Source organism: Corynebacterium tuscaniense (assembly GCF_008693065.1).
Lineage (GTDB): Bacteria > Actinomycetota > Actinomycetes > Mycobacteriales > Mycobacteriaceae > Corynebacterium > Corynebacterium tuscaniense.
This window is the reverse complement of sequence record NZ_VXKH01000008.1, coordinates 15963-42886: the sequence shown is the minus strand read 5'-3', so window position 1 is coordinate 42886 and position 26924 is coordinate 15963. Positions and strand designations below refer to the sequence as shown.

Below are 26924 nucleotides of genomic sequence, written 5' to 3'. Positions count from 1 at the left end.
ATCGCCGCTAAAGCTAGGTCCGTTACAGCCGACTGTTTACAGCGGGTGAATAGCGTGTTTCTTTGGCAAATCCTGGTCGTACTTGGTGGATAGCTGACGCAAAGCCCGGCGCAAAGTCAGGCGGGTCTCCGAGGGCTGGATCATCGCGTCCAAATACCCGCGCTCGGTGGCCACGTACGGGGAGGTCATGTTCTCCTCATAGAAGTCCATGAACACCTTCTTCATGTACGCACGTTGACTCTCATCCTCAATGGCCGCCAGCTGCTTGCCCTGAATCATTACGGCCGCGGCAGCAGAACCCATCACGGCGATCTGCGCAGTAGGCCACGCGAAGTTCAGGTCACCCGTCAGGTTCTTTGACCCCATCACGGCGTAGGCGCCACCATAAGCCTTGCGCACAATGAGCGCGATCTTCGGCACAGTTGCCTCCACCACGGAAAACGCCAGCTTGGCGCCGCGGTGGATGAGACCCACCTTCTCCTGGTCCACGCCCGGCAGGTAGCCCGGAGTATCCACCACGAAGACAAGTGGCAGGTTATAGGCATCACAGATCTGAATGAACCGAGCTCCCTTATCGGCAGCATCCGCATCAATACATCCAGCAAAGTGCATAGGGTTGTTGGCTACGAAGCCGACCGGGCGACCGTCGATACGCCCGATGGCGCAGATGAGGTTCGGGGCGTAGTTCTCCTGGATCTCCAGGATCTCCTCATCATCACCCAGCTGTACTAGCAGATCCATCATGTCGTAGCCAGCGTTGGTGTCATCCGGCATGAACTCATCTAAAGCAGAATCATCCAAATCCTCATCCGCGGGCGCCCACGCCACCGGTGGCTCATCAAAGGCGCTGGTGGGAAGGTGCGCAAGCAAGTCGCGGACGAAGTCAAACGCCTCATCCTCAGACTGCACCGTCACCGAGACGTTGCCGTTCTGTTCCTGCTGCAAAGCGCCACCAAGTTCAGCTGAGGAAATATCCTCACCGGTCACCTCACGGATCACCGCTGGGCCGGTAACGTACATCTCCGCCTGACCATCCACGGCAACGATGAAGTCGGTGGTCACCGGTGCATACACCGCGCCACCAGCGGATTTACCCAACATGATGGAGATCTGCGGGGAGCGGCCGGACAGCGGCAGCTGACGGCGCGCGATCTCCGAGTACATAGCCAAGGAGGTCACCGCGTCCTGAATACGCGCGCCACCAGAATCCTGAATACCGATGACGGGGCAGCCAATCTTGATGGCCATCTCCATCACGTCCACGACCTTGCGGCCGAAGGTGACACCGACGGAACCGCCATACACTGTCTTATCGTGGGCGTAAATGGCCACCGGGCGGCCGTCGATGCGACCATAACCAGTCACCACACCGTCGGAATAGACAGCGTCCGGGTCGCCAGGAGTGCGGGCAAGGGCGCCGGATTCGACGAACGACCCTTCGTCAAGAAGCGCATTGATGCGTTGACGCGGCGTGGTCTGCCCAGCATCATCACGCTTCTTCCGCGCGCGCTCCGAGCCCGGGTCCTGCGCACGCTCCAGACGTTCACGCAGTTCAGCGAGTTTTTCAGCGGTCGTTGCCATTAATCCACTCCTGCATATGCTTACCGACGATCCCCACCGCCGGCTCATCCACAACCGCCAAGTGATCACCCGGCAGCTGCACGATGGTCAAATCTTCCACGATGGCGGCCCAACCGCCGTCCGGTGCAATATCTGCGTAAGCAGGCTCCAGCATAATCGCACCCTCGTGCATCCCTTCCGCACGGAAGAGCAACACCGGCACGTCAACGTCAGCCCACTTGGTCAGATCCACCTTGGCCAAAATCTGGTTATCCACGAAGCTGGCACGCTGGTGCTCCAGCACACCAGCGGACAAGCCGTGCGCGGAAGCATCCGTGGTGGCCAGGAACTCACCCAGCATGGTCAGCAGCGCATCCTCACCGGCAGTGTCCAGCAGCTCGTAGGGCACCTCGAAGTCGAGGCCGTACGTCTCCTTGGCAAAGGCGGCGTAGCGCTCCCAGCGTGCGCGGACATTCTCCGGGGTGTTCGGCGTCGGGTTCCGCGGCTGCGTGGTGTCCAGCAGCGCGATGAACTTCACGTCCGGGGTGTCCGCGCCAGTCCGGTTCTGCAGCTGGTGCGCCACCTCATAGGCCAGGGCACCGCCGAAAGACCAGCCGGCCAGAACGATCGGCTGACCCTCGGCAAGTTCCACGATGTCATCGATGTACGCCGCCGCACGCTCCTCGAGGCCTCCCTCCAGGCGCTCCAGGCCGTAAACCGGAACATTGTCCGCCAGACGGCGCGTCAGCGGCTCGTACACCACATTCGACCCACCGGCCGGGTGGAAGAGGAACACCGACGGCGTGGTCTCATCCGTACGTGCGCGCAGCACGCGGACATTGCCCTCCACCGGAGTTTCCAAACCTTCACGCACCACGTTGGCCAGCGGTTCCAGGGTGTCCGCGTCCAACACCTGCTGCGCGGTCACCTCAATGCCAGAACGCTCCGTCAAGTGTGCGGCGATCTCACCGGCCACCTTCTCATCAATCTTTGGCAGCGGTGAGGTCACACCAGCAGCGGCCGCGCCAGCGTACTTCGCCCAGGCGCCGAAGACCATGCGCTCGGACGCGTCGCGCGGGGCGACACCCACGCCGCCAGCGGGCTGGTCAGCCCCTGGCTGCTCTACCTCTGTTTCTTCTGGTTGAGCCTGCGCAGCGGGCTCAACCTGGCCAGCCCCCGTTTCCCGTGGCAGGTCGGCCACAGGCCGACCAGCCACGGCGTCTTCCACCATGTGGATCACGTCGGCCACGGAGGCGTCGCGAAGCGCCTGGAGCTGCAGCGGCGGGATCTGGAAATCGTTTTCCACGCGGTTCTTAATGCGCATGCCCATGAGGGAATCCAGGCCCAGGTCAATGAGCGGCAGTTCCACCGGCAGGTCATCCACGTCATAGCCCATGGACTCAGACACGATGGCGCGGAGGCGTTCCTCCACGGTCTCCCTGGCCGGGTCCCACACGACAGGCTCCACATTCACGGCACCAGGAACACCGGACTCGCGGGCAGCTTCCGCCAACTCGCGTGCAGCGGCCACTTCCGGCGGCTGGGGATTATCCGTCACGCCGGGGAGAGGGGTTGTGGCGAGGTCAAGCGTCGTAGCAAAGCCTTCTGCGATGAGCGCTTCCCCGCTGTGAACCGTGACGGTGAGACCACCCAAACCCCGGCGAACCAAGGTGGTGAGCTCGCCTGAAGCGGGCAGCGGGGCGCGTTCCTCCGCGGCAATAACGCGCGCATTGGGGTCCGTTGCCGCCGCGGCGAGTTCGACGAGCTGCATGACCGAATAAATCTGGTCCGCCTGCGTGGCGTACGCCAAGGTCCCGTCGGGAAGCGACACGCGCGCACCCAGCGGGCCGGTACCCGACGCCGACGGGCGGGCATCCGTCCACAGATCATTGCGCTTGAACTGCGTATGCGGAAGCTCCGCGCGCGCACCAGCCCCAGCAATCGCGGCGAGATTCACCGGCATGCCCTGAACATACAGCTTGGCGGCTAGGTCCAGCAGCGTAGACACCTCATTTTCCTTGCGTTTGAGGGAGTACAGCAATTGTGCATCCGGCTTGCCCACGGAAAACGCCGTGTTCATCATGCCCATAATCGCCACCGGGTTCGGGGAGATCTCCACCAACGTGGTGTGACCAGCAGCAAAAGCCGCCTCCGTGGCATCCTGGAACATCACCGGCTGGCGCGTCATGCGGATCCAGTAATCCACATCATGCACGGTGTCACCCGGGCGGTGCGTACCGTCGACAGAACCAAAGTGCGTGATACGCAGCGGTTTCGGCTCAATGCCAGCGATCTCACCGGCGAGCTCACCCAGGATCGGGTCAAGCATGCTCGTGTGGCCCGCGCCGCGAACCTGCAGCTTACGTGCGAATTTCTCCTCGGCTTCCAGCGCCGCCACCAGATAGTCCACGGCCTTGCCGGGACCACCCACCGTGGTCATACCCGGGCCCGCGTACACAGCGGGCTCAACGCCAGCGGCCTCAGGATGCTTATCCGCGAATTCCGCCAACTCCTCCCGACTCAACTCCACCACGGCCATGGCGCCTTCCGCATCGGTGCCAGCAACCTGCTTCTCCCCCTCGCCCATGAGGCGGGCGCGGGCGCATGCAATGGTCAGGGCGTCTTCGGCGGACAAGCCACCGGCGGCGTAGGCCGCAGCCATCTCACCCATGGACATGCCCATCGTGGCAGCCGGGGTGATGCCGTAGCTGGCCAGAAGGTCCGTCACCGCGATTTGGATGGCGGTGATGGTGACTTGGCCGGTCTCGGTGTCGTACGTCTGCTCGTCGTCAAGAATGAGGTCCATCATGGACCAACCGGATTCAAAGGCAACAACCTTGTCCAGCTCCTGGATGCGCTCCCGAAACAGCGGGTTCACCTCCACCAGGCGCTTAGCCATCTTGCGGTGCTGCGAACCGAAGCCGGAGTACACGAACACCGGCCCTACCGCCGCCGGACTATCCGCGGAGTAGACGCCCTGCGTGTTCTTGCCCTGGGCAACGTACCCCATTCGCTTCACGGCCTCATCCACGGTGGATGCGGTGACCACGGCGCGGGAACGGCCATGATTGCGGCCAGCCAGCGTGCGCGCGGTTGCACGCAGATCCGTCTTTGCGTCGGTTTTCTCCAGTGCTTCTTCCAGCACACTCGCCATGTCGCGGCGGCGCGATGGCAGCAAGCCCGAGACCGGCAGCAGTACCAAGTTGGGGTTCTCCGGATCAATCAGCGCGGCAGGTATGTCAGCCTCGACCTTGTAGTCCGACGCATCAAAGTCAGTGAGTACCACGTGCGCATTCGTGCCACCAAAGCCGAAGCCCGACACACCAGCGGTGCGACGGCCAGAGTACTGCGGCCACTCGCGGGGGTCCTCCACGATCTCAATGGCCTGCGCATCAAAGTCGACGTACTTATTCGGCGTGGTGAAGTTCGCCGTCGGCGGAACCGTGTCGTGCGTCAATGCGTCGATAACCTTGATCATGGCCACCACACCAGCGGCGGATTCAGAGTGGCCGATGGTGGACTTCGCCGAACCGAGCAGCAGTGGCTCCGAATCCGAGCGACCAGCGCCCGATCCCAGGACCTCACCCAGGGCGGTGGCTTCAATCGGATCACCCAGCGCCGTGCCCGTGCCGTGGGCTTCCACCAGGTCCACCGTTGCCGGATACACACCAGCATCCGCGTACGCGCGACGCAGCAGATCAACCTGCGCCTCCGGGTTCGGGGCTGTCAAACCATTGGAATGGCCATCCGAATTCGTCGCTGAACCCTTGATCACCGCCAACACGTCATCCCCATCCGCAATCGCGTCCTCGACGCGCTTGAGCACGATGAAACCGGCGGCTTCCGCGCGCACGAAACCATCCGCGTCATCAGAGAATGCGCTGATCTTACCAGTCGGGCTGATCACACCGAGCTCTGAAAACGCAGTTGAGATGAACGGCGAGGCCAAAATGTTCACACCACCGGCCAGGGCCACATCCGCTTCCCCATCGCGCAATGCGCGCACGGCGTGGTGCACCGCAACCAGGGAAGACGAGCACGCTGTGTCCACGTTGACGCTTGGGCCGCGGAAATCGAAGGCGTAAGAAATACGGTTCGGAATGATGGAGCTCGCCGTACCTGTCAACGCATACGGGTGCGCCGCTGCCGGGTCAGAGGTGATCAACATGCCGTAATCATTCGAGGAGGATCCCACGAAGACACCGACGGATTCCCCGCGCAGATCACTCGCGGGCAGGTTGGCATCTTCGAGTGCCTCCCAGGCCAGTTCCAGCATGATGCGCTGCTGGGGGTCCATGTTGGTGGCTTCTAGCGGGGACAGACCAAAGAACTCATTATCAAAGGTGCGGATGTCCTCCAGGTAGCCACCCTGAAGATTTTGTTCCTCCATCTTCTTGGCCATCACCGGGTCGCTCAAGTACTCAGACCAGCGCCCTTCCGGCAATTCACCGGTGACGCACTGGCCTGTGACAAACAGATCCCACAACTCATCGGGGTTACCTGCCTTGGGAAAGCGTCCAGCGCGACCCACCACGGCAATATCCCCAGAACCGTCGGCCGCGCGGCGGGTGCTCACCGGTTTCGCTTCACCTGACAGGCCAGTGCCAGCTAGAAGCCCATGTGCGAGCGCTTCCACCGTAGGGAACTGGTAGGCCACCGTTGGATCCAGTTTGATATCCAGCAGGTTTTCCAGCTCACCGGACAAAACGATGACGTCGCGGGAAGACAGCCCCAAGTTTTCCAATGGTGCAGCTGGGTCTACCTCATCGACACTGGTCCCCGTGGCATCTGAAATCCATTGCCGCAACCAGGTGATCAGTTCTGCTTCGGTCATCGTCTGTGCCACAGGTCCTTCCTTTGGAATACCGTTTTGAATACCGTTGAAAAATTGAACAGGCCAATACAGTTATGTATCGGACGGTCAAGGTTAACCGTTAGCCAGATACTTCTTTCGATTAACCTGACGGGCAATCTTTCCGGAGGAGGAACGCACAATTTCATTCGGGGCGTAGAAGCGCACAACCTCTGGGCTGATGCCGTGTTTACTGCTCACTGCGCCACGGATGGCATCCTCGGCGAGTGCATCGGCGGCTGGGTCAGCGCCTTCAACGCGTTCAACCAGCAGCACCAGCTTCTCCACATCCTCGCCCGGCACGGCAAATGCCGCCACCGAATCGGGGCGCACATGGTCGCTGGCCTCCATAACAGTGGCCTCAATGTCCTGTGGGTAGTGGTTACGCCCGGCGATGACAATGAGGTCCTTCACGCGACCAGTGATGTAGAGGTGCCCCTGGTAGATAGACACCAGGTCGCCGGTGGCCAGCCAACCATCATCCGGCGTGCCTTCCGGCACGGTGGAGCCTTCGGCTAGGCGCTCACCGAGTGTGTTGTGGAAGGTCTGCTGCGTATCTTCCTCGCGGCCTTCATAGCCCGCCGCCACGTTGTCGCCGTGGATCCACAGCTCACCGATGGTTCCTTCCGGCACCTCATTGCTTGTCGACGGATCCACCACCGCCACCGTCATATCCGGCACCGGCTGCCCATTGGAAGCGAATGCGATACCGGTTGCGTCCCCTTCGGGCACCTCCACGATCCGGCCTTCGCCGACTTGCTCACGGTCAAAATATTTGAACAGCGGACGATCTTCGGTCTGCGGAGTGGACACGATGAGGGTGGCTTCTGCCAGACCGTAAGACGGACGCAGCACCAGCGGGTCCAGTTTGGACGGGGCGAATGCCTCCACGAAGGTTTCCACGGCTGCGCGGGTGACCGGCTCAGAACCAATGAGAATGCCGTCTACCTGTGAAAAATCATAGTCTTCTGCGTTCTCCGGCGCGGCGTACCGTGCCGCAAGGTCCAGGGCGAAGTTCGGTACAACGGTGTAAACAAACTGATCCTCATCACCCTCACGGCGGGACAGCTGGTCTGTCCACCGCTTCGGCTGTTGGATGAAGTCCCGCGGGGCCATCAACTCAAACTCAATACCCATGATGACCACGAAGACGGTGAGGATGATGCCCATGTCATGGTGCAGTGGCAGCCACGTGGACAGGCGCAGCGGCATCTTCAGTTCCGCTGCATCATAAATCTGCAAAACGTTGGTCAAGATCGAACGGTTTGTCAGCACCACACCGGCCGGCAAGCGTGTGGAACCGGAGGTGTACTGCAGGAAGGCGACCTCATCCAGCGAGTCAATGCCTTCCCGCTCCTCTGGCGGGGTCCACGCATCCGCCAAGGAATCCGGCAGGGAATCCACCACCATGATGCGCGGGCGTTCCGGCTTAGGCACCTCCGCAAAAAACTCGCGGACGGCCTTAGCACCCACGTTGTTTGTCAGCACCGTTTTGGCACCACAGTCAGCCATGACGGCGCGCAGCTGCTCATCGTGGCCCGGCTCATTGGGGTCATACAACGGCACCGGAATCTGGTCGGCATACACCGCACCCATGAAGGCGAAGATGTACTCCGGGGAGTTCGCCGCCAAAATTGCCACACGATCCCCCGGCGCACCTGTCTGCTGCAGGCGCGCAGCCACGGCCTTGATTCGGGTGATTACCTCATCACGAGTGAAGTCCACCGGAGTACCCTCACGCGATTCGGAGAAGTCCCAGTAGCGCATCTGGTGCAGGTCACCCGTGCCCATTTCTGCGCTGCCCTGGTAGAGCATTTCGCACAGCTGGTAGAGCGACAGCTCCGGCGGCAGGTCAATCTTGTCGTCGTTGTAGAACTGGTAGAGCAGCTGCTCGAGATCCATACTTGTTCCGTTCCTTTTGTTGTGGCTAACTAACTTCAGCGATGCGCTGTCGAATCCACTCTACGGTCCAAGCGTTCGCTGTGGTGCCAGGAATCACGTTCGGATTTGATGCATACATGGCGTGCACGCCATTCGCGTTCACCAAATCCTGTGCTCGACCCAGCGCATCCACCACATTTGGTGGGGCATCGCAGATGCTGTCATCCGGGGCACAAATCTCAATTGCCCGATCATTCAAGACACCGAAGCCACCTTCACGCACACCGCGCATGCTGGCGCCAGGCACGATTGCCTGCACGACTCGGTTCAGGGGATGCAGCGCGATCTCCGCCCCCACACCACCGAGTTCCACACCGGGGTTGATGCCCACGGCGTTCTCACGGCGACCATCCGCGATCATCACGACACCGGCGATACGCTCAGGGCTGACCACGCCGGCTTCACGTCCGATTTCATTAGCCACATCACCAACGATGACCGCACCTTGGGAGAATCCGGCCAGAATGAATTGGGTTGAAGCACACGTGTCCGCCACGAACTTCAGTTCGGCTTTGAGTCTTTCCGTGCCCTCATCGCGCGAATCGTCATAGCTCATCTCATTGCGGGACTGCACGGACTTGAACTGTGCCGTGTAGGGCAACGTCCACACCCGCACATCATTAATGTCGTACTGCTCCTGCAGCGGTTGGGTAATGGAAAGCATGAAACTTGCCGGGTTCGCCTGCGGGTTAAACGGATCATCATCTTTCGACGACTCCCACGTACCCGGCGCGGAAATGACCTCCACCGCCGGGCACCATGCAGGCTCGTCAGCCTCACTTGGGCCTGGGCGCAGGCCCTCATCAATCGGACCACCTTCTGGCCCAAGCCATTTCACCGCACCAAAGGCGATGACGCCCACAACAAGCAAGGCGGTAACAAGGGTAAGGACTTTGCGGGTGCGCACGTGCGCGCCTCCTAACTAGCAGAGGTTGGCGTGCGCGGCGTCGTCGATAAGCTTGATCAGCTGCTCATAGTCAAGTGAGGTGCGCTGCTGCTCAATGAGCTGACCAGCCACCGCGTCACGAGTGATAGTTTCACCACCGCATAACGTACCGGCAGTTGCTAAAAGTTGATCTTCGGTCCCCTCAATTTTCACTCCACCTTCCCGTAGAGCTTCCAGGTAAGCCTCCTCCTCCGCAGGGCGCTTCGGGGTGTTTTCCGGAAAATCGGAGACCTCGCTCGCAGCACCTTCATTTGCCAAAGCATCATCTTCCGGGCGCTTCTCGCTCGACTTCGTGCTCGTTGTGGTGGGCGCGGTACTCGTCGCGGAATTCGTCACCGCACTCGGGGTTGCGGTCACATCAGAACTATCGACGGTCGTCCCACCACACGCAGCCAACGTCAAACCAGCCACGGCGAGGAACACAGATACTGCGACTTTACGCATGAGGGTTGTGACTCCTTAGTTCTTACGCTCGCGGACCTGACCGAAGATCTCGTCCAACGTGCCGTGCTGGAAAGTAATGGTCTTACCACCAGCTGGAATATCCTTCATATCAGACGTTGGCCAGCCAAGACGACCCTGCTCCCAGCCGTGCTTGCCCCACTCATCAAAGATGTTGCCGTAGTAAATCGCGTGGGCTCCACTCTCCGGGGACCAGTAGATATTACCGTGCTCGAACTCCTGGAAGAAGCCACCGTTGATCTTCTTCTCATTGCTCGTTGGGTAGCCCAGATCAGAACGCGCCGTGCCCATCTCCGCATACTTCGCACCGATGGCACCAAAGACCTGGTAGTGGCCCTCGCCCACGCCCTCCGGGTTACGGGTCAGGTAACCGTTTTGGAACTTCTGCACGTAGCCAGCACCCACGGCCTCAGCCTCAGCCACCGGATAGCCCAGCGGGCCACCCTCGTAGCCACCCTTGCCCCATGCGGCGAACATGTCACCCGGGATAGCCTGCGCACCGGTCTCCGGCGTCCAGTAGACAGAACCACGCTCAAAGTGGACATAACGGCCCTTGCCATCCGGCGTGGTCAGCTCACTTGTCTTGGGGAAGCCCAACCATCCAGCCGGACCACCCAAAGCGTTGTACTTAGCCAAGATCGCGCCGATCAGCACGTGCGCACCAGTCTCCGGGGACCAGAACGCGGAGCCAGAACGGAACTCCTGAGCCTTCCCGCGGCCGCCAGCCACGTCATACTCGTTGTTCACACACGAACCAATGACACCGGACTTAGTTGCCTCATTGATCGCACCAACCGGGTTGCACTGCGCACCACGATCCCCCTCCGGAATGCTCAGCGACTCAGCGATAAACGGCCACGCCTGAGCCATCTCAAACTGCCAATACTCCCACGAGTGAACACCCGACGGACGGTAGCGAGTAATGATAGGCACACCCGCCTGCTTCGCATACCGCTCAAAAGTCTGGGTGGACATGCGAGAGATAACCTCCAAGCCCATACCAGCCGCGTTGGCCGGCCCCTTCGCCACAGACTCAGCGTTACCAAAATCATCCTTGCCCGAGCCCGAGGAGACGTACACAGTCTTGCCCTTCAACGCCTCGATACCCAGCTTCGGATCATGGTCGATCCAGTCCTGGGAACCAACCGGACCCCACATCGCCTCAGAGTTATAGCCACCCGCATCCTTCTGAGCAGCCATAATCGCCATGGGCATACCGCTCGTGGTGGTATCCAAGTATCCAGAGAAGGAACCCACAAAGTTGAACAGGTGCGGGTTACGCTCCGCCAAATTCACAGCAGCGGTCCCACCCATAGACAGACCCACAACAGCGCGGGAACCATTCGAACGGTACTCATTATTCAGCACCGGGACCAGCTCCTTAGTCAGGAAGGTCTCCCACATATAGTGCTTACCGTTATCCGGCTTCTGCCAGTCGGAGTAGAAAGAGGACTCGCCGCCCACCGGCAGCACCACGTTGACGTTCTTGTCAGCGTAAAACTGCTCAATATTCGTCTCGATGGTCCAACCATTTTCATCATCACGCGCACGCAACCCATCAAGCGCCCACACCTCAGGGAACTTCGCCTGCGGGTTAGAATGCCAATCCCTTGCCAACAGAATCTGCACCTGGATAGGCTCACCCGGCATCGCAGCAGAGTTAATAAACACAGCCACACGACGCTGCGTCAACCACTCAATCCGATCAACCGTCACCCCCTCAGGCAGACCCTCAATCTGCGGATTCTCATCCACCTCAATAGGAGTACGTTGTGGCGGGTCCGACGGACGCAGACCATCAGAAAGGCCACGGCCAGAAGACAAAGAGCTGGACAGATCAGCAGACCCGATCTGAGCAACCGCCGGTACAACGGCCACACCAACAGCGAGAGCTGTCGGGACCGCGGCGATAGCAAGCATCTGGCCCTTAGAGGCCTTGCGGGGAAAACGTCGTGGTGTCAAGCGCATGGAGGTATCCCTTTAGTGGTTGATTCGAACAAAAAGGTACGGCAAAATGCCGGAGCTCACCACCCCAGGGGTTCCCCTCCCCTAGGCCGGGCCGGTTACTTAATTACGTTGTGCGGCAAAGTTTAAGTTTCACTTGAGACTTTAACCCAAAGACACGCCGAGTGAAAGGCGTGAATATTGTGACCACTTGAGTTTAGTGGTGAACACGTGATTCCGGTTGCATGACCCGTTCATCGTGGGATCCCCCAGGCGTCCGCCCGCCCGGCAAGGCGTGGAGCGCGGCCTAACTTTTTGTGTCATTCAGGGAACCGTGCTGTTTGTGCTGGATCTGTGGCTTCTTCGCGTGTTCTGGCGCGTATTTGGGCGCGCGTGGCTTGTGGATAGTTTCGTGTTATCCACAAGCCGTTTCGGCCGTTTGATGCGCGTTTGCCGGTTTCGGTTTAGCGTTACCGGCATGAATCCTTTTGCGGCACTCGTAGCAGGGCTGACGAACCCGATTGAGACCCTGGAGCATTTCGATGCCCAGGTGCTCAACGCCGTTGGCTGCAGCCCTGCTCGTATTCGCGAATGGACCAAAGTCCACAAAGTCTACTACGGCAAAACAACGTTCACCCGCAAACAAGCAAACGCTGTAGCTGTGGCACGCTCCACGCAGAAGTCCTTGGATCAGCTTGTCCTTATCGAAACCCGCCTTGCCGGGATCGACGACCCCGGCAACAAATGGGAGCTACGGCTTGCTCTGCTTTCCGTTAAGGGGGATTACAAGACGCTTCAGCGTCGGGCAGAGGACATCGTGCCGGAGGGGGACAAGCCTGCCCCGGAGCCAACAGTGGGGTTTGGTCGCTCGCGTGAAAAGTCCCGCCCTATGAACGTCATGGGGCCAGATAAAGACATGGCAGCTATTGAGTACGCGCTTCGTCAAAGAGTCACTGGTGAAGGTCCTGCCGGCCCACAGATGTATGAGGCATTAATGAGCATTCTGGGTCTTCGTCCTGATGCTGAAGGCGAAGGGGATGCTGCCCCATCGCGGATTGCCCCTGCTGTGCCCCGACCACTGATCCTCATCCCGTTAGACGAGCACATCAACATCATCGGCGGTGACGGCGACGACACCATCCTGGGGCTAACCGATGGCACCACCATGACTGGAGCCGAGTACTTAGCGCAGCATCACGGCGACCACCTGGAGGTGGCGTTATTCCACCCGCAGGAAGGTGCGGTCAACCTGTATGACACACAACGGTTCGCCAACCGGAAACAACGCGACCTAGCACGGGCCACCATGCCAACCTGCCCGGTACCGGATTGTCGGCATGCTGCCGATAACTGCGAGGTCCACCACATCACAGCTTGGTCGAAAGGTGGGCATACGAATATGGATAACCTGGCGATGTTGTGTAGGTATCACAACCGCACCAACGACGACGACCCAGCACATGCCCACCGGGGCAGGGTGGAAAACATCCGAGGCACACCAACCTGGCGATCACCCCGCGGACACCTGGTACCCAACACTGTCCACCCCTACGGAGCGATGACGCTGCTCTACGGCAGGTAGACGGCAAATAAACCACCACCACACACCACATACAGAAAGCCAGCAACAGCTGGCCTTTCCGCATGCCCAAAACAGGTTGTGTGGTGCGGTTGGACTATCGCGATCGCCGCGGGGCAAAACCCCAGGACACTGTTCGCAGTTCGGGGCGATCGTCAAACCGGGTCATCCAACCCGATCATCCAACCGGACAATCAAACCAGCCCATGGACACACAAGCCCCGGCCGCCAGAAAGGCTGACCGGGGCAAGGTCACTGCAACGCGATGACTACGGCGCGGTGACCAGGACGCGATGACGAGGCGCGGGCGGGCGGAGACTAGAGCCCTGCCACGACCTCGTCGCGAGCGGCGACCATCTTGACCAAGGGTGCCACATCGAGCAATTCGACATCGCCCGAAATCAGCTAGTACGCATCACCGATTTTGGACGCTACTTTCTGTTACTTAACCCTCAATTCGCTTTTCCCAGGACGTACGACCGTCTCTGGGGAGAGTGTGAAGCAAGGTCCCGCAAATGCCCCGGGATAGCGCTCAGGTTAAGCTCTGCCGCACCCCAGCTCCGAACAAACGAAAGGTCCCTCCTAGTCACCTGGGAGGGACCTGTTCACGCGAGCTCACTCGCGGTTAAGTGGTAAAGCGATTACCACGCATTCATGTGGTTGAGTACGCGCGCCTTGGTCTTAACCATCTGGCCGCCGAACTCCTTCCAGTTGTGCAGGCCCAGTGGCGGGTAATCCGTGGTTACGTTGATACCGGTCAGGCGGGCCTTGCCTTCCCAGATGCGGGAGCTTGCCAGTGCACCGATTTCGAGGGCGGAGCCTGCCAGCTGGTGCTGGGGCAGGTAGCCGGCGTCGGCCGGGCCTGGGATGCCGCTGGCGGCGGAGATGTATACGTCGGTGTTGCGCAGGCCGTGCATATTGAGGAACGGGTCGTTCTCAAAGCGGGACGGGCTGAGCAGGGAGCCGTACATGGCGTTGATGTTGTAGCCGCCGGCGTCCAGCATGGCCACGCGCAGGAGGGTCTGCATGCCTGGCAGCGTGGTGGTGAGGTAGCCGGAGAAGCTGAGCACCTGACGGAACTGGTCCGGGTGCTTGGCTGCCAGGTTCATTGCGGCGGTGCCGCCCATGGACAGTCCGATGATGGAGTTGTTGTTCGGAGCTACGCCGAAGTGCTGCTGCAGGTAGCCGGGCAGCTCGCGGGTGAGGAAGGTCTCCCACCGGTAGGTTTTGCCGTTGCCGTACTTGGGGTCGGCGGTCCAGTCGGCGTAGAAGGAGCCTTCGCCACCAACTGGGGCAACCAGGGTGATGTTGGAGTTCTCGTAGATGGCGGCCGCGTTGACGTCTTGGAACCAGGCGTTGGTCTTTTCCGTCGCCCGCAGGCCGTCCAGCAGGTACAGGCCAGCGTTGCCACCGCGTGCTGCCGGCACGATTTGTACCGGGATGTTGCGGTTCATCGACGGGGACCAGACATCGCAGCGTTGTACCCAGTAGCCAACTGGGTCCCAGTGGCAGTGTCCTGTTGCGTCTGGGCGGAGCCACCCGCGCGGGTTGGCTTGTGCCTCATTCGGCGCAACGAGCATCATGCTCATCGCTGCTACAACTGCTGTTACCAGCGCGATCAGGGCGCGGCGCACAGAGAGAGTCGCGTTCATGTTGTCACCATTCAAATCTTCGGGAAAATTTTTGGGGTTACATCCCCATATGTCGCAGATTGTCTGCGGAGTGTTACCGCGATGTTATCAACGGTGCCTAAAAGTTTTCTAATTATTCGCTCAACCAGTACACAGGCGGGCCGTCTAGCCCAACGTCTTCTCCGGCTGCGATGCGCTCGAGGGTGTTGGCATCAAGGTACACATCGGGGTGGTCGTTGACAGTGAGTGTGCGGCCCTTTGTCACTGCCCAGCCCATGTTTTTCACGAAGCGCTTGGCGCTCATGGGTTCGCGGTAGGTGGCAATCAGTTCATTGATATCTGGCGTGCGCAGCGCTGCGCGTGCTTGCCGTACGAGTTGCTTATCGACGTACTCCGGCAGCCCCTCAACATCCACCCCCGTATCCGCTAATTGCCAGTGGAACGGCAATTGTTTGTCGTGGCCGATTCGCCCGTCGGGCAGTCGTGGTTGGCGCGCGGCGAGTGGCGTTGCCAGACCTACTGAGTCCAGGATGCGGTCATCGAGCTCGGATAGCATCCCGGTCATACCCAAATTTATGTGGTAGGCCGTGGGGGGCATTTGTCCGAGGTCTGTCTGTACGTCCTTCCCCGTCAAGCGGGGGCGAGTTTGCCACTGGAACACGCTTGGATGGTCTTGAATACGAACGAGACTCACCACAGCGGAGGTGTTGGCCTTATCGGCATGGATTTCGTTCCAGGCTTCTGGCCATCCGTGCATCATGTCTGAGGCGTAGAAGTCTTCGGCGTAGCGTGGCGGGTTTCCGGATTCGCGCTGTAAAACGGCTGTCCAGAATTCTCGTTCGTCCACGATGGTGAGGTCCACGGGATTTTCATCAAAGGGATCAAACCCCAAGTCGTGCCCGCGGTAGATGACTATGCCCGCCCAGATGACAAGACCCGCGGTAGCCACACCTGTGACCACCGTGGCTGGCACTGCCATCACCGGCAGCAGCATGGCAAAGAGGGGTAACAGCACCATGCGGCCGTGCATGAAGTCCCCTCCGACTTTCACCACGTATATAAGATGCAGCGCGCCACAGCCGAAAACTAGGAGGGCTACCAGGGCCTGTTTACCGCCGCGCTGGTAGGTGAACATCGCCCCGAACACGACGGCGATGAGGATAGGCAATAGCAGCCCGTAGGGGCGCACGGTGTCCCATACATAGGCGATGCCCGTACGCCAAGCGGATTCGGAGGCGGACTTAGCTACAGCCGTGTGCGGGGTAAGCAGCCCGTAGTAGCCCATGCGGAAAATGGTGTAAGCCGCGGGCAACGGTAACGCCGCAGCCAGAATTCCGCCAATGCGACGCCGGTTGCGTCGGTTCAGGGCAAGCAGCAGGATACCGGTCAACCCGCCGTACAAGGCTAGTTCTGGCCTGACCAGCCATGACAGGCCGGCCCAGAAGGCAAGCCAGTACAGTGTGGCGGGATTTTCTGATCGGTCTGCCCAGCGCACTAACAGCGCGAACCACACGGCCAGCCACGCTAGGGACAGCCCCCATTCCAAACCGGAGGTGGCAAAGTCCCGGGCGGGTGGCAGGGCAAGGTAGATGATGATGCCAAATGGCAGTACCGCGTGCTGCCCCCAGAGTTTGCCCGCGGCAACGGTACCTACCACCGCAGCGATGACGGTGAAGGCAAGCGCCAGCCACATCGCTACGTCCTCAAGCTTCATCCCGGGCACCCAGGAGAAGGCAACAATGAGGTACTGCCACAGGGTGGATGTGTTCGCCTCAACGCGCTCACCAACGTTGAACACGGGGCCGTTTCCGGCCAGGATGTTGCGCACGGTGCGCAGAACGATCAGCCCGTCATCGCTGATCCAACGGCGGCTGAAACCACCCCAGAATGCGAAAGCGCCCGCTATGAGGGCTGACAAGAGCAGCGAAGAACGAGCGCTTTTTTCCATGCGGGATATCTTAACTTATGGCTGGAACCACATAGACGGCCATCACGATGGTGAAGATCCACAGCAGGGCCAGCATCTGCAGAACTCGGTCTTCCAGAGCGATCTCATCCGGTGCCCCACCGTTGCCGCTATCCACCTCGGCGGCGTAGCGGAGGATGGCGATGATGAAGGGGACCATGGAGATCTGGTACCAGAGACCCTCGGCGGGGGCGACGCCGTCGGAAAGCGTGAAGCCCCACAGTGCGTACGACATGACCACGGCTGTGGCGGACAGTGTCCACACGAAACGCAGGTAGGTCTGCGTGTAGCCTTGCAGCGATTTGCGGATCTTCGCGCCCGTGCGCTCCGCCAGCAGCAGTTCCGCGTAGCGTTTGCCGGAGGCCATGAACAGCGAACCGAACGCCGCGACCAGCAGGAACCACTGTGAGAGCTCAATATTCGCCGCGACACCACCGGCCATGGCACGCAGCATGAAGCCGGAGGACACCAGCGCAATATCAATCACTGGGATGTGCTTCCAGCCGAAGCAGTAGCCCAGCTGCAACACGATGTACACCCCAATGACGGTTGCCAAAGCCACACCATCGGAGGCCAGGAATGACAAGCCGATGGCCAGCGCAATGAGCGTTGCCGCCATCGCATACGCCAACCCAATGGGCAGCTTGCCAGAGGCGATCGGGCGGAAACGCTTCGTCGGGTGAGCGCGGTCCGCCTCCACATCGCGCGCGTCATTGACCAGGTAGATCGAGGACGCACCGAAGCAGAACACGATGAACGCTAGCACAATATCCCACACCGTGCGGGACGTGAAGGAATCAGTGCCCGCAGCCAGCGGGGCCGCCAAAACCAGGACGTTTTTGACCCACTGCTTCGGGCGCAAGCCCTTGATCATCGCGTCAGGCAGGTTCTTCGGTGGAGTTTTCTTCCGGTTGTAGTCCACACCCTCGGTGTGAGGCTCGGATTTCAGAAACGGCTCTTCCTGCAACGGTGGAGTGCTCGGCTCGGTCATGCTGTCTGCCTCTCAATCTCAATCGCGGCTCGCGCCACCCCCGCCCCCAGCAGCGCGCCCGCCAGAGTGTCCGTGGGATAGTGCACGCCCAGAACCATTCGGGATGCCATCATAATGGGAATCCCCGCATACGGCAGTTTCGAGCCAGTGATGTCTGCAAGGTGCACCATCGCAGCGCTTGTCGACGTCGCGTGCGAACTCGGAAAACTCAACCTCGACGGCGTACCCACACCCACTTTGATCCTGGGATCATGTGGGCGACGGCGCCGAACAATGCGCTTGATCACCACGGATGCCGCGTGCGCTGTGAAAGCACCAGCACCCATGGCCAGCCACTTCCGTCGACGCTTTTCATCCAGAGCCGCACCTGCCGCCGAAATGCCCAGCCACCCAAGCGCATGTTCGCCGAAATGGCTGAGGCCGCGGGCGGTGGGGAGGACCCCGGGTGCGTCGAAAAGCAGCTTTTGAAGTTCGCGTAAACCGCTCACTTCAAAAGCAGTCAAAGAGTTGTTATTGCTCATCGAAGATCTTCTTCCAGTTCTCGTGGCTGGTCAGCTCCGGTCGCGCCTCACGGTAGGTGCGCTTGAGCTCCGCCCAGCGGTCCTTGATCTCCGCGCGCAGACGCTTCTGCTCATCCAGGAGAGTCTTTGCCAACTCCTTGTCACGCTTGCGGAAGGCCACGCCCGTACCACCGGCTGTGGACACCGTCGCGGAATCCACGCGAGCCAGCGTGTACCAGCGCGCCTCCTCCGCCGTCAGATTAAGTTGCGGTGCCTCCCAATGCGCACGATCCTCCGGCTTCCGCAGGTGAAGCAAAGACTTCGCGGCCCACGGAATCTTCTTGATCTTGGCCAGACGCCCACCCATCTTGTTCGTGGGCACACCCGGCGCGCCTGTTGCTGCCGGCAAATCCGCCGCGGACGGCAGCACCTGCGCATCGGGGAAACCCTTCCGGATCTCCTGAATCCGCGGCAGCGAGGATTCGAGGATGTCAAAGAGCTGGTCCGGGCCGGCGAGGAAGTCCTTCATCGCCTCATTCTGAATCGCGATGGTGGAGTACTCCATGCACACGTAGTGCTTGAGCGTGGACTTCAGCATGTTCTTCAGCATCGCCTCCGGATTCTCCGGACCATAGATGCTGGCCACGATGAGGCGGTTACGCATGTGGAAGTAGGCCTGCCAGTCGATGGCATCGTCCTTGTCGGCCCAGGCCATGTGCCAGATGGCCACGCCTGGCCACGTGACCGTGGGAAGACCTGCTTCCTTGGCGCGCAACGCGTACTCGTTGTCGTCCCACTTGATAAACAGCGGCAACGGCAGACCCATCTTCTCCGCGACCACGCGCGGGAAAAGGTTCATCCACCAGCCGTTGTAATCCACATCAATGCGGCGGTGCAGCGGGCGCGAGGTGGTCTTTCGCGGGTCGAGGTCCTCTTCCTCCGTGCCCACGTAACCGAGCGGGTATTTAGCAAAGTCATGGTCATAGACCGCATGCTTAGCGGCGGAGAACATGAAGATGTTCGGGTCCACCGTCTCACCCGTCGTGCGCAGCTGGCTACGATCCTGCAAGTTCAGCATCTGGCCACCGACAAGAATCGGGCTCTTCGCGTAACGGGCCGCCTGCACTGCACGCAGAATCGAATCCGGCTCAATCGCAATATCATCATCCATGTACAGGATGAACGGCGCGTCCGTCTGGTTGAGGGCCTCATACATGATGCGGGAGTAGCCACCGGAGCCACCGAGGTTTCCTTGCTGGAAGATCTTCAATCTTCCAGCAAGATTGGCTTCGGCCTCCTTGAAGTCCGGCTCGTCCGCCGGGTGCTGGTTACCCTGGTCCGGCATCAGCACATCCGTAATCGCCTCCAACACGAACGGGTCCTCCGCCAGCGCATGTAGTGCGTTGACAGCATCACGCGGACGGTTGAAGGTAGGGATACCCACCGCGACCTTCTTCTCCGACGGCGCGATCGTGCTGCCGTCCGGCAGCACCTGCTCCTTCGGCTCATGCGGCGCGAACCAGCCAGCGTCCGTGATCGTTGCGTCCGACTCCGCATTCACGTCGAACCACAGCCAGCCACCATCCTCGAAGTTGGCCAGCTTCAACGGGATTTCCACCCGCGCATCCTTCGCTTCCACATTCGTGACCGAGATGCGCACACCATCATGCTTGGAGCGGTACACCGAAATTGTCGCCGCTCCCTGGACATCCATGGCTAGCACCACGGTGTCCAACTGCGACCAGCGGCGCCAATACGACGCTGGGAAAGCATTGAAATATGTTTCGAAAGAGACCTCCTCCCCCGCAAGAATGTTAAAACTCGTACGGCCCGACCACGTCAAACGCTGTTTATTCTGCTCCGCCTCAATGAGGTACAGCATGCGAACGTCGTGTGGTTCGCCCTTCTTTGGCATCAGCACACGCTGAAGTACATCTACTGCAGTCGTTGTTTCCACAGATCTCACTTTCGATGCCTAATCAGACTTCTCAACAGAACTTCGTCTTTAGCGTAGTGCGTTCAGGCACCCGACGGGTTTTCGGCTCTCAGGGGTGCAAGTTTAGGCAGGCCGGTCTCACGTGCCGGGGAATAGCCGGAACGCGAAAACCCTGGCCCGGATAAGAAATCCAGGCCAGGGCTCGTGGCAAAGGCTCGACTGTTCGCGGCCAGTTAAGCGGCGATCAGGGTCTCGCCGTACTTGGCGGGGTCGAGGGTGCCGTCTGCAATGCGGGCAAGCTCTTCTGCAGCTGCGCGGCCAGCGAGAAGCGGAACCCACTGGGTTACCTTCGCGCGCTCTACGTGCTCTGCAAGAACTGCCTCAAGCACAGCGTCGACAACGTGTACGCCCACGACTCCATCAAACCGAGCGTGCAAGTCCTTGGAAATGTTATTGATTGCGATCATGGCATCCTCCTTTCCTTGAACGTGATAGCCATGAAGTTGAATGTGGTCGTTCCGTGGAGGGGAACCTCCTCGGACGAGGCCTACGGGGCGAACTCTTACGTTAGCCCTTTGTTAACCTGTCGTTAACTTTAGCAGATAGTTGGTGGACATCAAGCATTTAATTACCCCATTAAGACCCATGGTCATTCACCTGCATTAATGGCATGAATATAATTCGCCTCAGCTTTGCACCGTGCGCAAGTTAATGCGCAGTTCACCTTCAAGTTCATATCCCGTGATGTTTGCTAACCGTTTAGTTAACCTCGGTGGCCCTGGAAGGCTATTTTGTCGTGCTAACCTCCCCGCTGTGCTTATCGACGCCCCACAGTCCCCCACCCCCGCCCGCACCCCGGCGGTATCAGAAGTCTTTCGCGTGGCGGTTCCCCTGCTGTACACGGTGATGGCCTTCATCCTTCTCCGTTCGGCCATAGTGTTCCCCCAGATGAATTCGGGCACGGACTTCATTCCGATCTGGACCGCAGCCAATAACTATGTTTCCGGCGAGCCAGTTTTTAATTCGGATTACACCGTCGATATGCCTCACTACCTGTACACCCCTGCGGGCACTGTGCTGATCGCCCCGGTTGCAGTCTTCGGTTCACAAGAAGTGGCGCGCGCGGTCATGGCTGCTCTTGGCGCACTGTGCATCATCGCTGCCATCGCTGTGGCCGCGCACATGGTTCGCCCACGCTGGTTCCACATTGTCTTCCCGCTCGCGGTGAGCTTCTTCTTCATCACACCGGAACCAGTCCGCACAACGTTGGCACTGACCAATATCAACGGCTTCATGCTGCTGTTGCAGGTGCTATTCATCTGGTTCTCCCTCCGCCTACGGGCGCTAAAGGTCGGCTGGCGCAATCACTTCACACGGCCAGAAGCATGGGTAGCGGGCGCTCTCGCCGGCGTGGCACTGTCCATCAAGCCCCAGTTCGCGGTGCTGTTCATCGTCTCCCTTGCCTATTGGCAGGTGGCCGTGGTGGTTATCGCGACGCTCGTCGCCGCAGCACTGTTCGCCTTCGGGTGGTTCACCATCGCGGAACCAGAGCTGTTCTTCACCAACCTGGTCCCTTATCTCAGCGAACCCCGGCCGCGATTCAACGGTTCAGTCAGCGGACTCGGAATCATCCTCGAATGGCCGAATGCAGTAGTTACTGTGCTGACACTTTTCGTCATCGTCGCATCACTCGGTGCGGTCGCCCTGATGTGGCAGTGGAAAGAAACAGACCCAGTTCTGTTCACCTTTGTGGCCACGGGCGTGTGCTTTGCCGGCGGCTTCATGGCCAGCGGACTGCTGCAAAACTACTACTCAATCTGGCTCATCCCTCTCGTGCTCACCATCGCCGGGCGCCAATCCCCGGTGCGCTGGCCGGTCACCACCCTGATCCTGCTTTTCATGTACGCCAACTGGACCTGGCCGGAAACCGACAACGTGACGCTGGGCGTCACGTTGGCCTACATTCCGTCGTTCATGTTCATCGCGCTGCCGGTTGCGGTGGCTGCCTGGGCGCTGGCCAATCGGCCGGCAGAAGAGCAGCAAGTCGAAGCACCAGCATCCCGCACTGTTGCCGGGGACTTTTAGCCACCAGAATCACATGCTCCTACCTGGACGTTTTGCGCTTTGAAACGGTTTCACTTTGCGTTTTGAAAGGCAACTGCTTGGCGTTTGGGAATCGCGTAAAACCAGCTAACGCCACCGAAGCCAATTCTGTTCACTCGAGTTAGAGAGGCTACATGGCTACGTTTCCTTGGGCGCGCTCTGCTGCGCCCGCGGCGGAAGGCCGGATCCCCAGCATCGGACATGCTGGTGGCCAAGCTCACGGGCTTCGTATGCGACATCAACCGCTACCTGGTGGCAACGTTCGTGCCCGTAAGTGGCTAAAGCGTGCAAGTTGTCCGGGAGTTGTTTCAAACAACTCTGAAACAACTAGGCAAACAACTCCCCGAAAAACACGCTGTAAGAAGCACGTTTACGCAGGCAGACATAGTTGTTTCGAGTTGTTTCGAGTTGTTTGGAGTTGTTTGGAGTTGTTTGCGAGGGGCGCGGAATCCGAACTAGGCGGACACCCATCGGACGCTTGGGCCGCGCGTTGGACTATCGCCAGCGATCTTCGCTTTGCCTACGTCGCGCAGATGACGGAGAAGTCTGCTCACTGCCTCCCGCTCAACGCCCAACTCATCAGCGACCTCGCGTGCATTCAAGGACTTCCCTTCGCGGAGTTGGGCGAGGACCCAATCCTCAGTGGTGACGGCACTGACCACCGAAGGCGCTTCCCCATCAAAAGCAGCGCGGGCTCGTGCGGAGAGGATCCACTCCGGCGCATCCCGCAACTGCTCCAGAAAGCCCTGGCTCGAGTACCACGCCAAGGTTTCCTGGGCCTGCGCGTCCGAGACCTGCATCAACCTGGCGGCAGTAGATGTCATGAGGATCTGATTGTTGGCTAAATGCCGTGTGACCAGGAGGCCATTAGCGCCGTCAAAAATGGACTCGCCGAATTCAATACGCAGCAGGTACAACGCTCTGATGAAACCTGAATCCACACTTCCCGAAGGCAAAGTGACTTCAACGAACGGCCCGTTGGCATTCAGGCTTGGGGCTTGCCTGCCACTAGAAAGCATGGAAACCCACATGCGGTCAAAACCACGCGAAGATTCTTCCGCAAGCCCCAACTGTCGCAACGCCGCCATGAGGACCGGATTGCGCGGAATGGATTGGGTAGTCAGGATCTTCTCTTCAGCCACGCCGACGGGGAGACCACCGGGGGACCACACCGTCAAGCTGGTAGGCGACTGATCAACGACGATAGAGGTGGTCGCTCCCCAATCACGGTGCGCGAAAGCATTGGACACAATCTCATCGACGGCGGTGGCAGGGAATGCTGGAATTGGGAATTCCTGCCCGTTCGGGAGCTGAACACGAGCAATCTCTTGCGTCGTATTGGCCTTGATAAGCGCACGTACCTGCTCTGAAGCGGTAATCAACGGTGCGGAAATCTCGGTGACTTTGGGGTCACCACTAGGCACCTCGCGAAGCAAATGGCGCACCACTGTCCGGTTGTGCAACGGCTGCATGAACAATATTTCTGCCGCGAAAGTCAGAGCGCCATCGGAAGTGAGCAAGCCTAACTCACTGCAGAGCTCGAGGCCCGTCTGCGGAACAGGCGATGTGTCACCGAGCGCACTTTTCCTGTTAGCAAGCAGAGCCTTTGCTCGCTCAATAGCTTGCACGTTGAGGTCTTCGGGCCCACGCCACGACTTTCCGGCGCTGAGATCCGGATTAGAGCGAGACAAGTGGATGCCGCGGCGCTCGTCTTCAGTCAAGGGGACGCAGCTCTTGCCAACACGCTTGCTTGCCTGACCTTTAGGACGCTGATACAAAGCCATCCCACGAGGAATGCGTAAGACCACTAGGCGGGCATCGCACCGTTGAATCGCAAAGGCCTCAACCTGGATATGCGGTTGAGTGTTGCTGTAGATCTTCTCCACCAACCACTCACAAGGGCGGTCAGTTCCAGTGAATGCAGAAGGTCCCGCCTCCTTATCATTGACGCCAAGGACGATGTAAGCAACGCCACCGTCCGCATTCGAGAAACAGATGACCTCATCAACAAGAAATTCAACCAACCTCGCATCAGGGTTCTTGTTCTTCGGATGGACAGCGGGGTCTTCCTTGAAATCCAGCACTTGGGACTCCCAATTGCCAGCGCTATCGCCAGCCTCAATCGCCGATAGCGCTTCCTCCACAATCTCAAAACCTGCATCCAGCATGCACCTAGTTTAGCAAGAGTTGTTCATGAGTTGTTTAAAACAACTCTGAAACAACTAGGCAAACAACTCTCCGAAAAACACGCTGTAAGAAGCACGTTTACGCAGGCAGACATAGTTGTTTCTAGTTTTTTGGAGTTGTTTATTACTCCCCAATATCCGGCGACTCCTGGGCCCCACGCCACGTGATGATCGCGCCAGCGACCGCGATCATCACGATGCCCGCCACCATGGACCAGGTCAGCTCGTCGCCGGAGAAGGCCCAGCCCAGAATCGCGCCGATCACAGGGTCAAGGGCAAAAAGCGTGCCGACGACCGCCGCCGACACAATCCCCGCCGCGATCGTATCCATGACATAAGGGATGACGGCGCCGATGAAACCGGAGATGATGATGGTGATCCACATAGGCCCGCTAAGAAGCGGAACGGCAGGCACGGAGAACGGCATGAGAATAAGCGCGGCGACGACCACCGACAAGGCGAGATCCGGCATACCACCACCGTCGGTGCTGCCCATGCGCGCGGCGAAGAGTGTGTAGGCACCGAAGAACACGGCGCCGAGTGCGGCGAAGCCGATGCCGACGATGTCCAGGTCATTGGAGGGTTGCGCGATGAGGGCGACACCGATGAATGCGACCACGGCCCATAGGCGCGAGCGCCACATGGTCAACCCAAGGAAGGAGACGACGCAGGGGCCAAGGAAGTCGATGGTCACGGCAACACCTTGCGGGAGGCGCGCGATGGCGGCGTAGACCATCATGCTCATCATGCCCATGGCCACGCCGTACACCACGATGTTGATAGCGCGGGCCCGTGTCATGCCGGTCAGCTTCGGCCGGAACAGCGCCACCATGATCACCGCGGCAGCTGCCATGCGCAGGCCGGATACACCCGGCGCGCCGACAGTGGCCAGCATGTCCGTGACAATCACAGCCGCGGCCTGCGTACCGAGCGACCCAATGAGCACCATCAGGACCGGGGCCGCCGGCAAGGCAAGAAAAGCGGTGACACCCTGCCGGGTCAATCGGGTTTGGTTACGTTCGCGTGACACTCGGGAAAGGGTAGTACATGGGTGCAGAACTTGAGCGTTCGATCACGTCCCCTCGCGCCGAAGTAGTAAAGATAGTAAAAATAGTAAAGATAGTAAGAAATAGTAAGGAGGCGGAATGTCAGCGATTCAGCGGCGCCCCAAGAACCCTTTCACCGCAACGGTTGGAAAGACACCGGTGGTGGTCGCGGGGCGCGATGAGTATCTCCGCGACTTTGACGCCGCCATCCAGGACGGTCCGGGAAGCCACGAACGAATCTCCATCATCACCGGTCCCAGAGGTGTAGGCAAGACTGTTTTGCTGAATGAATTCGAAGCAGTCGCCAAATCTCACTCCTGGCACGTCATCTCCGAGACCACGACTCGCGGTTTCATCGATCGCATCCGCGACCGTGCGTACAAGCTCGTGCAGGAGCTTTCCAGCGAACCCAAGCGCCGCCTCTCCGGAATCAAACTCCCCTACCTTGGCTTTGACACCGAATCTGTTCCCGCATATTCGCCGACCCCGACGTTGCGATCGGTGCTCGATGAACTGTTTGACTGCCAAGCAGAAATTGATGCCCGCCTTGGCCAGGAACCGGTCGGGCTGTTGATTACCTTGGATGAGCTGCACTACGCGCACATGGACGAGATCGTCGAATTCGGCACAACAATCCAACATCTTGTCCGGGAAGATCGTGAAATTGCGGTTGCAATGGCCGGCATCCCCGGTGCTGTGAAGCCCCTTCTCGCTGCTGATGAAGGCCGCAACCCCGTGACCTTCTTACGGCGCGCAAACAGGATTGAAACCGGAATGGTCCCAATCGAAGAGGTACGCATGGCATTGGAGGAGACCGCCGCTCAAGTTGGGGTGTCATGGACCCCGGAGGCCCTTGACGCCGCATCAAATGCGACTGGCGGATACCCATTCATGATCCAGCTCGTTGGGCAACACGCTTTCCGCAATCTCACTGACAACGAGATCAATGAAGAAGCGGTTTCACATGGCATCGGAGCTGCCCGCAGGAAACTCGGACAACTCGTTCACGAACCATCGCTTGCTGATCTATCGGAGGTCGATCGCACCTTCCTCACCGCGATGTCCGCAGACGACGGGCCCTCACGTATGTCCGACATTGCTGCGCGCATGAGCGTCGATTCGCAATATGCGGGCAACTACCGCAAGAGGCTTATCGACGCTGAAATGATCCGCCCCACATCCCATGGCTACGTCGACTACGAGCTGCCCTACATGCGCGAGTACCTACGCTCCCACCATGTGACCGATGCGATGGAGCAGTTCTCCATCTGGCCGGAGTGA

Annotated in this window: 17 protein-coding genes; 3 read left to right on the top strand and 14 right to left on the bottom strand. The window is 59.6% G+C overall.

The genetic code is table 11. From position 1 onward, the window contains the following. Nucleotides 1-36 precede the first annotated feature (36 nt). The 6 genes from F4V54_RS03425 to F4V54_RS03400 form a co-directional block, all read right to left on the bottom strand. On the bottom strand, nucleotides 37-1581 hold the full coding sequence (locus tag F4V54_RS03425; RefSeq protein WP_034662696.1) for an acyl-CoA carboxylase subunit beta: 1545 nt from the start codon (nucleotides 1579-1581) through the stop codon (nucleotides 37-39). Beyond that, nucleotides 1565-6394 (bottom strand): polyketide synthase Pks13, encoded by a 4830-nt coding sequence (gene pks13, locus F4V54_RS03420; RefSeq protein WP_150386252.1) that lies wholly within the window; start codon nucleotides 6392-6394, stop codon nucleotides 1565-1567. Before pks13 ends, F4V54_RS03425 begins: the two co-directional genes overlap by 17 nt. A gap of 93 nt (nucleotides 6395-6487) precedes the next feature. Beyond that, on the bottom strand, nucleotides 6488-8314 hold the full coding sequence (locus F4V54_RS03415) for a FadD32-like long-chain-fatty-acid--AMP ligase (protein ID WP_034662685.1): 1827 nt from the start codon (nucleotides 8312-8314) through the stop codon (nucleotides 6488-6490). Nucleotides 8315-8339: 25 nt separating this feature from the next. Continuing rightward, on the bottom strand, nucleotides 8340-9260 hold the full coding sequence (locus F4V54_RS03410; protein WP_150386241.1) for a cutinase family protein: 921 nt from the start codon (nucleotides 9258-9260) through the stop codon (nucleotides 8340-8342). Nucleotides 9261-9275: 15 nt separating this feature from the next. Next, complete coding sequence (locus tag F4V54_RS03405; RefSeq protein WP_034662679.1) at nucleotides 9276-9743, bottom strand: hypothetical protein; 468 nt, start codon at nucleotides 9741-9743, stop codon at nucleotides 9276-9278. Between the two features lie 15 nt (nucleotides 9744-9758). Continuing rightward, the gene (locus F4V54_RS03400) at nucleotides 9759-11729 is read right to left on the bottom strand and encodes an alpha/beta hydrolase-fold protein (protein WP_150386240.1); all 1971 of its coding nucleotides are present in this window, start codon (nucleotides 11727-11729) and stop codon (nucleotides 9759-9761) included. Nucleotides 11730-12183: 454 nt separating this feature from the next. On the opposite strand from F4V54_RS03400, the gene F4V54_RS03395 reads away from it, so the two are divergent. Next, nucleotides 12184-13287, top strand: coding sequence for an HNH endonuclease signature motif containing protein (locus F4V54_RS03395; protein WP_150386239.1), 1104 nt, complete (start codon nucleotides 12184-12186; stop codon nucleotides 13285-13287). 638 nt (nucleotides 13288-13925) lie between these two features. Here the strand turns inward: F4V54_RS03395 and F4V54_RS03390 are convergent. The 6 genes from F4V54_RS03390 to F4V54_RS03365 form a co-directional block, all read right to left on the bottom strand. Beyond that, complete coding sequence (locus tag F4V54_RS03390; protein ID WP_034665183.1) at nucleotides 13926-14936, bottom strand: alpha/beta hydrolase; 1011 nt, start codon at nucleotides 14934-14936, stop codon at nucleotides 13926-13928. 112 nt (nucleotides 14937-15048) lie between these two features. Beyond that, nucleotides 15049-16863, bottom strand: coding sequence for an arabinofuranosyltransferase AftB family protein (locus F4V54_RS03385; RefSeq protein WP_150386238.1), 1815 nt, complete (start codon nucleotides 16861-16863; stop codon nucleotides 15049-15051). Nucleotides 16864-16873: 10 nt separating this feature from the next. Continuing rightward, nucleotides 16874-17872: a decaprenyl-phosphate phosphoribosyltransferase gene (locus F4V54_RS03380; RefSeq protein ID WP_150386237.1), complete on the bottom strand. Its 999-nt coding sequence runs from the start codon at nucleotides 17870-17872 to the stop codon at nucleotides 16874-16876. Next, nucleotides 17869-18393, bottom strand: a complete 525-nt coding sequence (locus tag F4V54_RS03375; RefSeq protein ID WP_034665140.1) for a phosphatase PAP2 family protein — start codon at nucleotides 18391-18393, stop codon at nucleotides 17869-17871. The genes F4V54_RS03380 and F4V54_RS03375 overlap by 4 nt, the downstream gene beginning before the upstream one ends. Continuing rightward, nucleotides 18383-20329, bottom strand: coding sequence for a glycosyltransferase (locus F4V54_RS03370; RefSeq protein WP_282958572.1), 1947 nt, complete (start codon nucleotides 20327-20329; stop codon nucleotides 18383-18385). Before F4V54_RS03370 ends, F4V54_RS03375 begins: the two co-directional genes overlap by 11 nt. 212 nt (nucleotides 20330-20541) lie before the next feature. Beyond that, nucleotides 20542-20775, bottom strand: a complete 234-nt coding sequence (locus F4V54_RS03365; protein ID WP_150386236.1) for a three-helix bundle dimerization domain-containing protein — start codon at nucleotides 20773-20775, stop codon at nucleotides 20542-20544. Between the two features lie 346 nt (nucleotides 20776-21121). On the opposite strand from F4V54_RS03365, the gene F4V54_RS03360 reads away from it, so the two are divergent. Then, nucleotides 21122-22393, top strand: a complete 1272-nt coding sequence (locus F4V54_RS03360) for a glycosyltransferase family 87 protein (RefSeq protein ID WP_170253098.1) — start codon at nucleotides 21122-21124, stop codon at nucleotides 22391-22393. Nucleotides 22394-22866: 473 nt separating this feature from the next. On the opposite strand, the gene F4V54_RS03355 is transcribed toward F4V54_RS03360, so the two are convergent. Together F4V54_RS03355 and F4V54_RS03350 are read right to left on the bottom strand one after the other, a co-directional pair. Continuing rightward, complete coding sequence (locus tag F4V54_RS03355) at nucleotides 22867-24579, bottom strand: RNA-binding domain-containing protein (RefSeq protein ID WP_150386234.1); 1713 nt, start codon at nucleotides 24577-24579, stop codon at nucleotides 22867-22869. A gap of 142 nt (nucleotides 24580-24721) precedes the next feature. Continuing rightward, nucleotides 24722-25627 (bottom strand): EamA family transporter, encoded by a 906-nt coding sequence (locus F4V54_RS03350; protein WP_249041221.1) that lies wholly within the window; start codon nucleotides 25625-25627, stop codon nucleotides 24722-24724. 115 nt (nucleotides 25628-25742) lie between these two features. On the opposite strand from F4V54_RS03350, the gene F4V54_RS03345 reads away from it, so the two are divergent. Further along, entirely contained in the window at nucleotides 25743-26924 is a 1182-nt protein-coding gene (locus tag F4V54_RS03345; protein WP_211359457.1) for an ATP-binding protein, read from the top strand.

Coding starts and splice junctions, on each gene's coding strand:
- F4V54_RS03405 (WP_034662679.1), bottom strand. CDS start 9,743: ATGCGTAAAGTCGCAGTATCTGTGTTCCTCGCCGTGGCTGGTTTGACG.
- F4V54_RS03390 (WP_034665183.1), bottom strand. CDS start 14,936: ATGAACGCGACTCTCTCTGTGCGCCGCGCCCTGATCGCGCTGGTAACA.
- F4V54_RS03380 (WP_150386237.1), bottom strand. CDS start 17,872: ATGACCGAGCCGAGCACTCCACCGTTGCAGGAAGAGCCGTTTCTGAAA.
- F4V54_RS03425 (WP_034662696.1), bottom strand. CDS start 1,581: ATGGCAACGACCGCTGAAAAACTCGCTGAACTGCGTGAACGTCTGGAG.
- F4V54_RS03395 (WP_150386239.1), top strand. CDS start 12,184: ATGAATCCTTTTGCGGCACTCGTAGCAGGGCTGACGAACCCGATTGAG.
- F4V54_RS03345 (WP_211359457.1), top strand. CDS start 25,743: ATGTCAGCGATTCAGCGGCGCCCCAAGAACCCTTTCACCGCAACGGTT.
- F4V54_RS03355 (WP_150386234.1), bottom strand. CDS start 24,579: ATGCTGGATGCAGGTTTTGAGATTGTGGAGGAAGCGCTATCGGCGATT.
- F4V54_RS03415 (WP_034662685.1), bottom strand. CDS start 8,314: ATGGATCTCGAGCAGCTGCTCTACCAGTTCTACAACGACGACAAGATT.
- F4V54_RS03385 (WP_150386238.1), bottom strand. CDS start 16,863: ATGGAAAAAAGCGCTCGTTCTTCGCTGCTCTTGTCAGCCCTCATAGCG.
- F4V54_RS03400 (WP_150386240.1), bottom strand. CDS start 11,729: ATGCGCTTGACACCACGACGTTTTCCCCGCAAGGCCTCTAAGGGCCAG.
- F4V54_RS03365 (WP_150386236.1), bottom strand. CDS start 20,775: ATGATCGCAATCAATAACATTTCCAAGGACTTGCACGCTCGGTTTGAT.
- pks13 (WP_150386252.1), bottom strand. CDS start 6,394: ATGACCGAAGCAGAACTGATCACCTGGTTGCGGCAATGGATTTCAGAT.
- F4V54_RS03375 (WP_034665140.1), bottom strand. CDS start 18,393: ATGAGCAATAACAACTCTTTGACTGCTTTTGAAGTGAGCGGTTTACGC.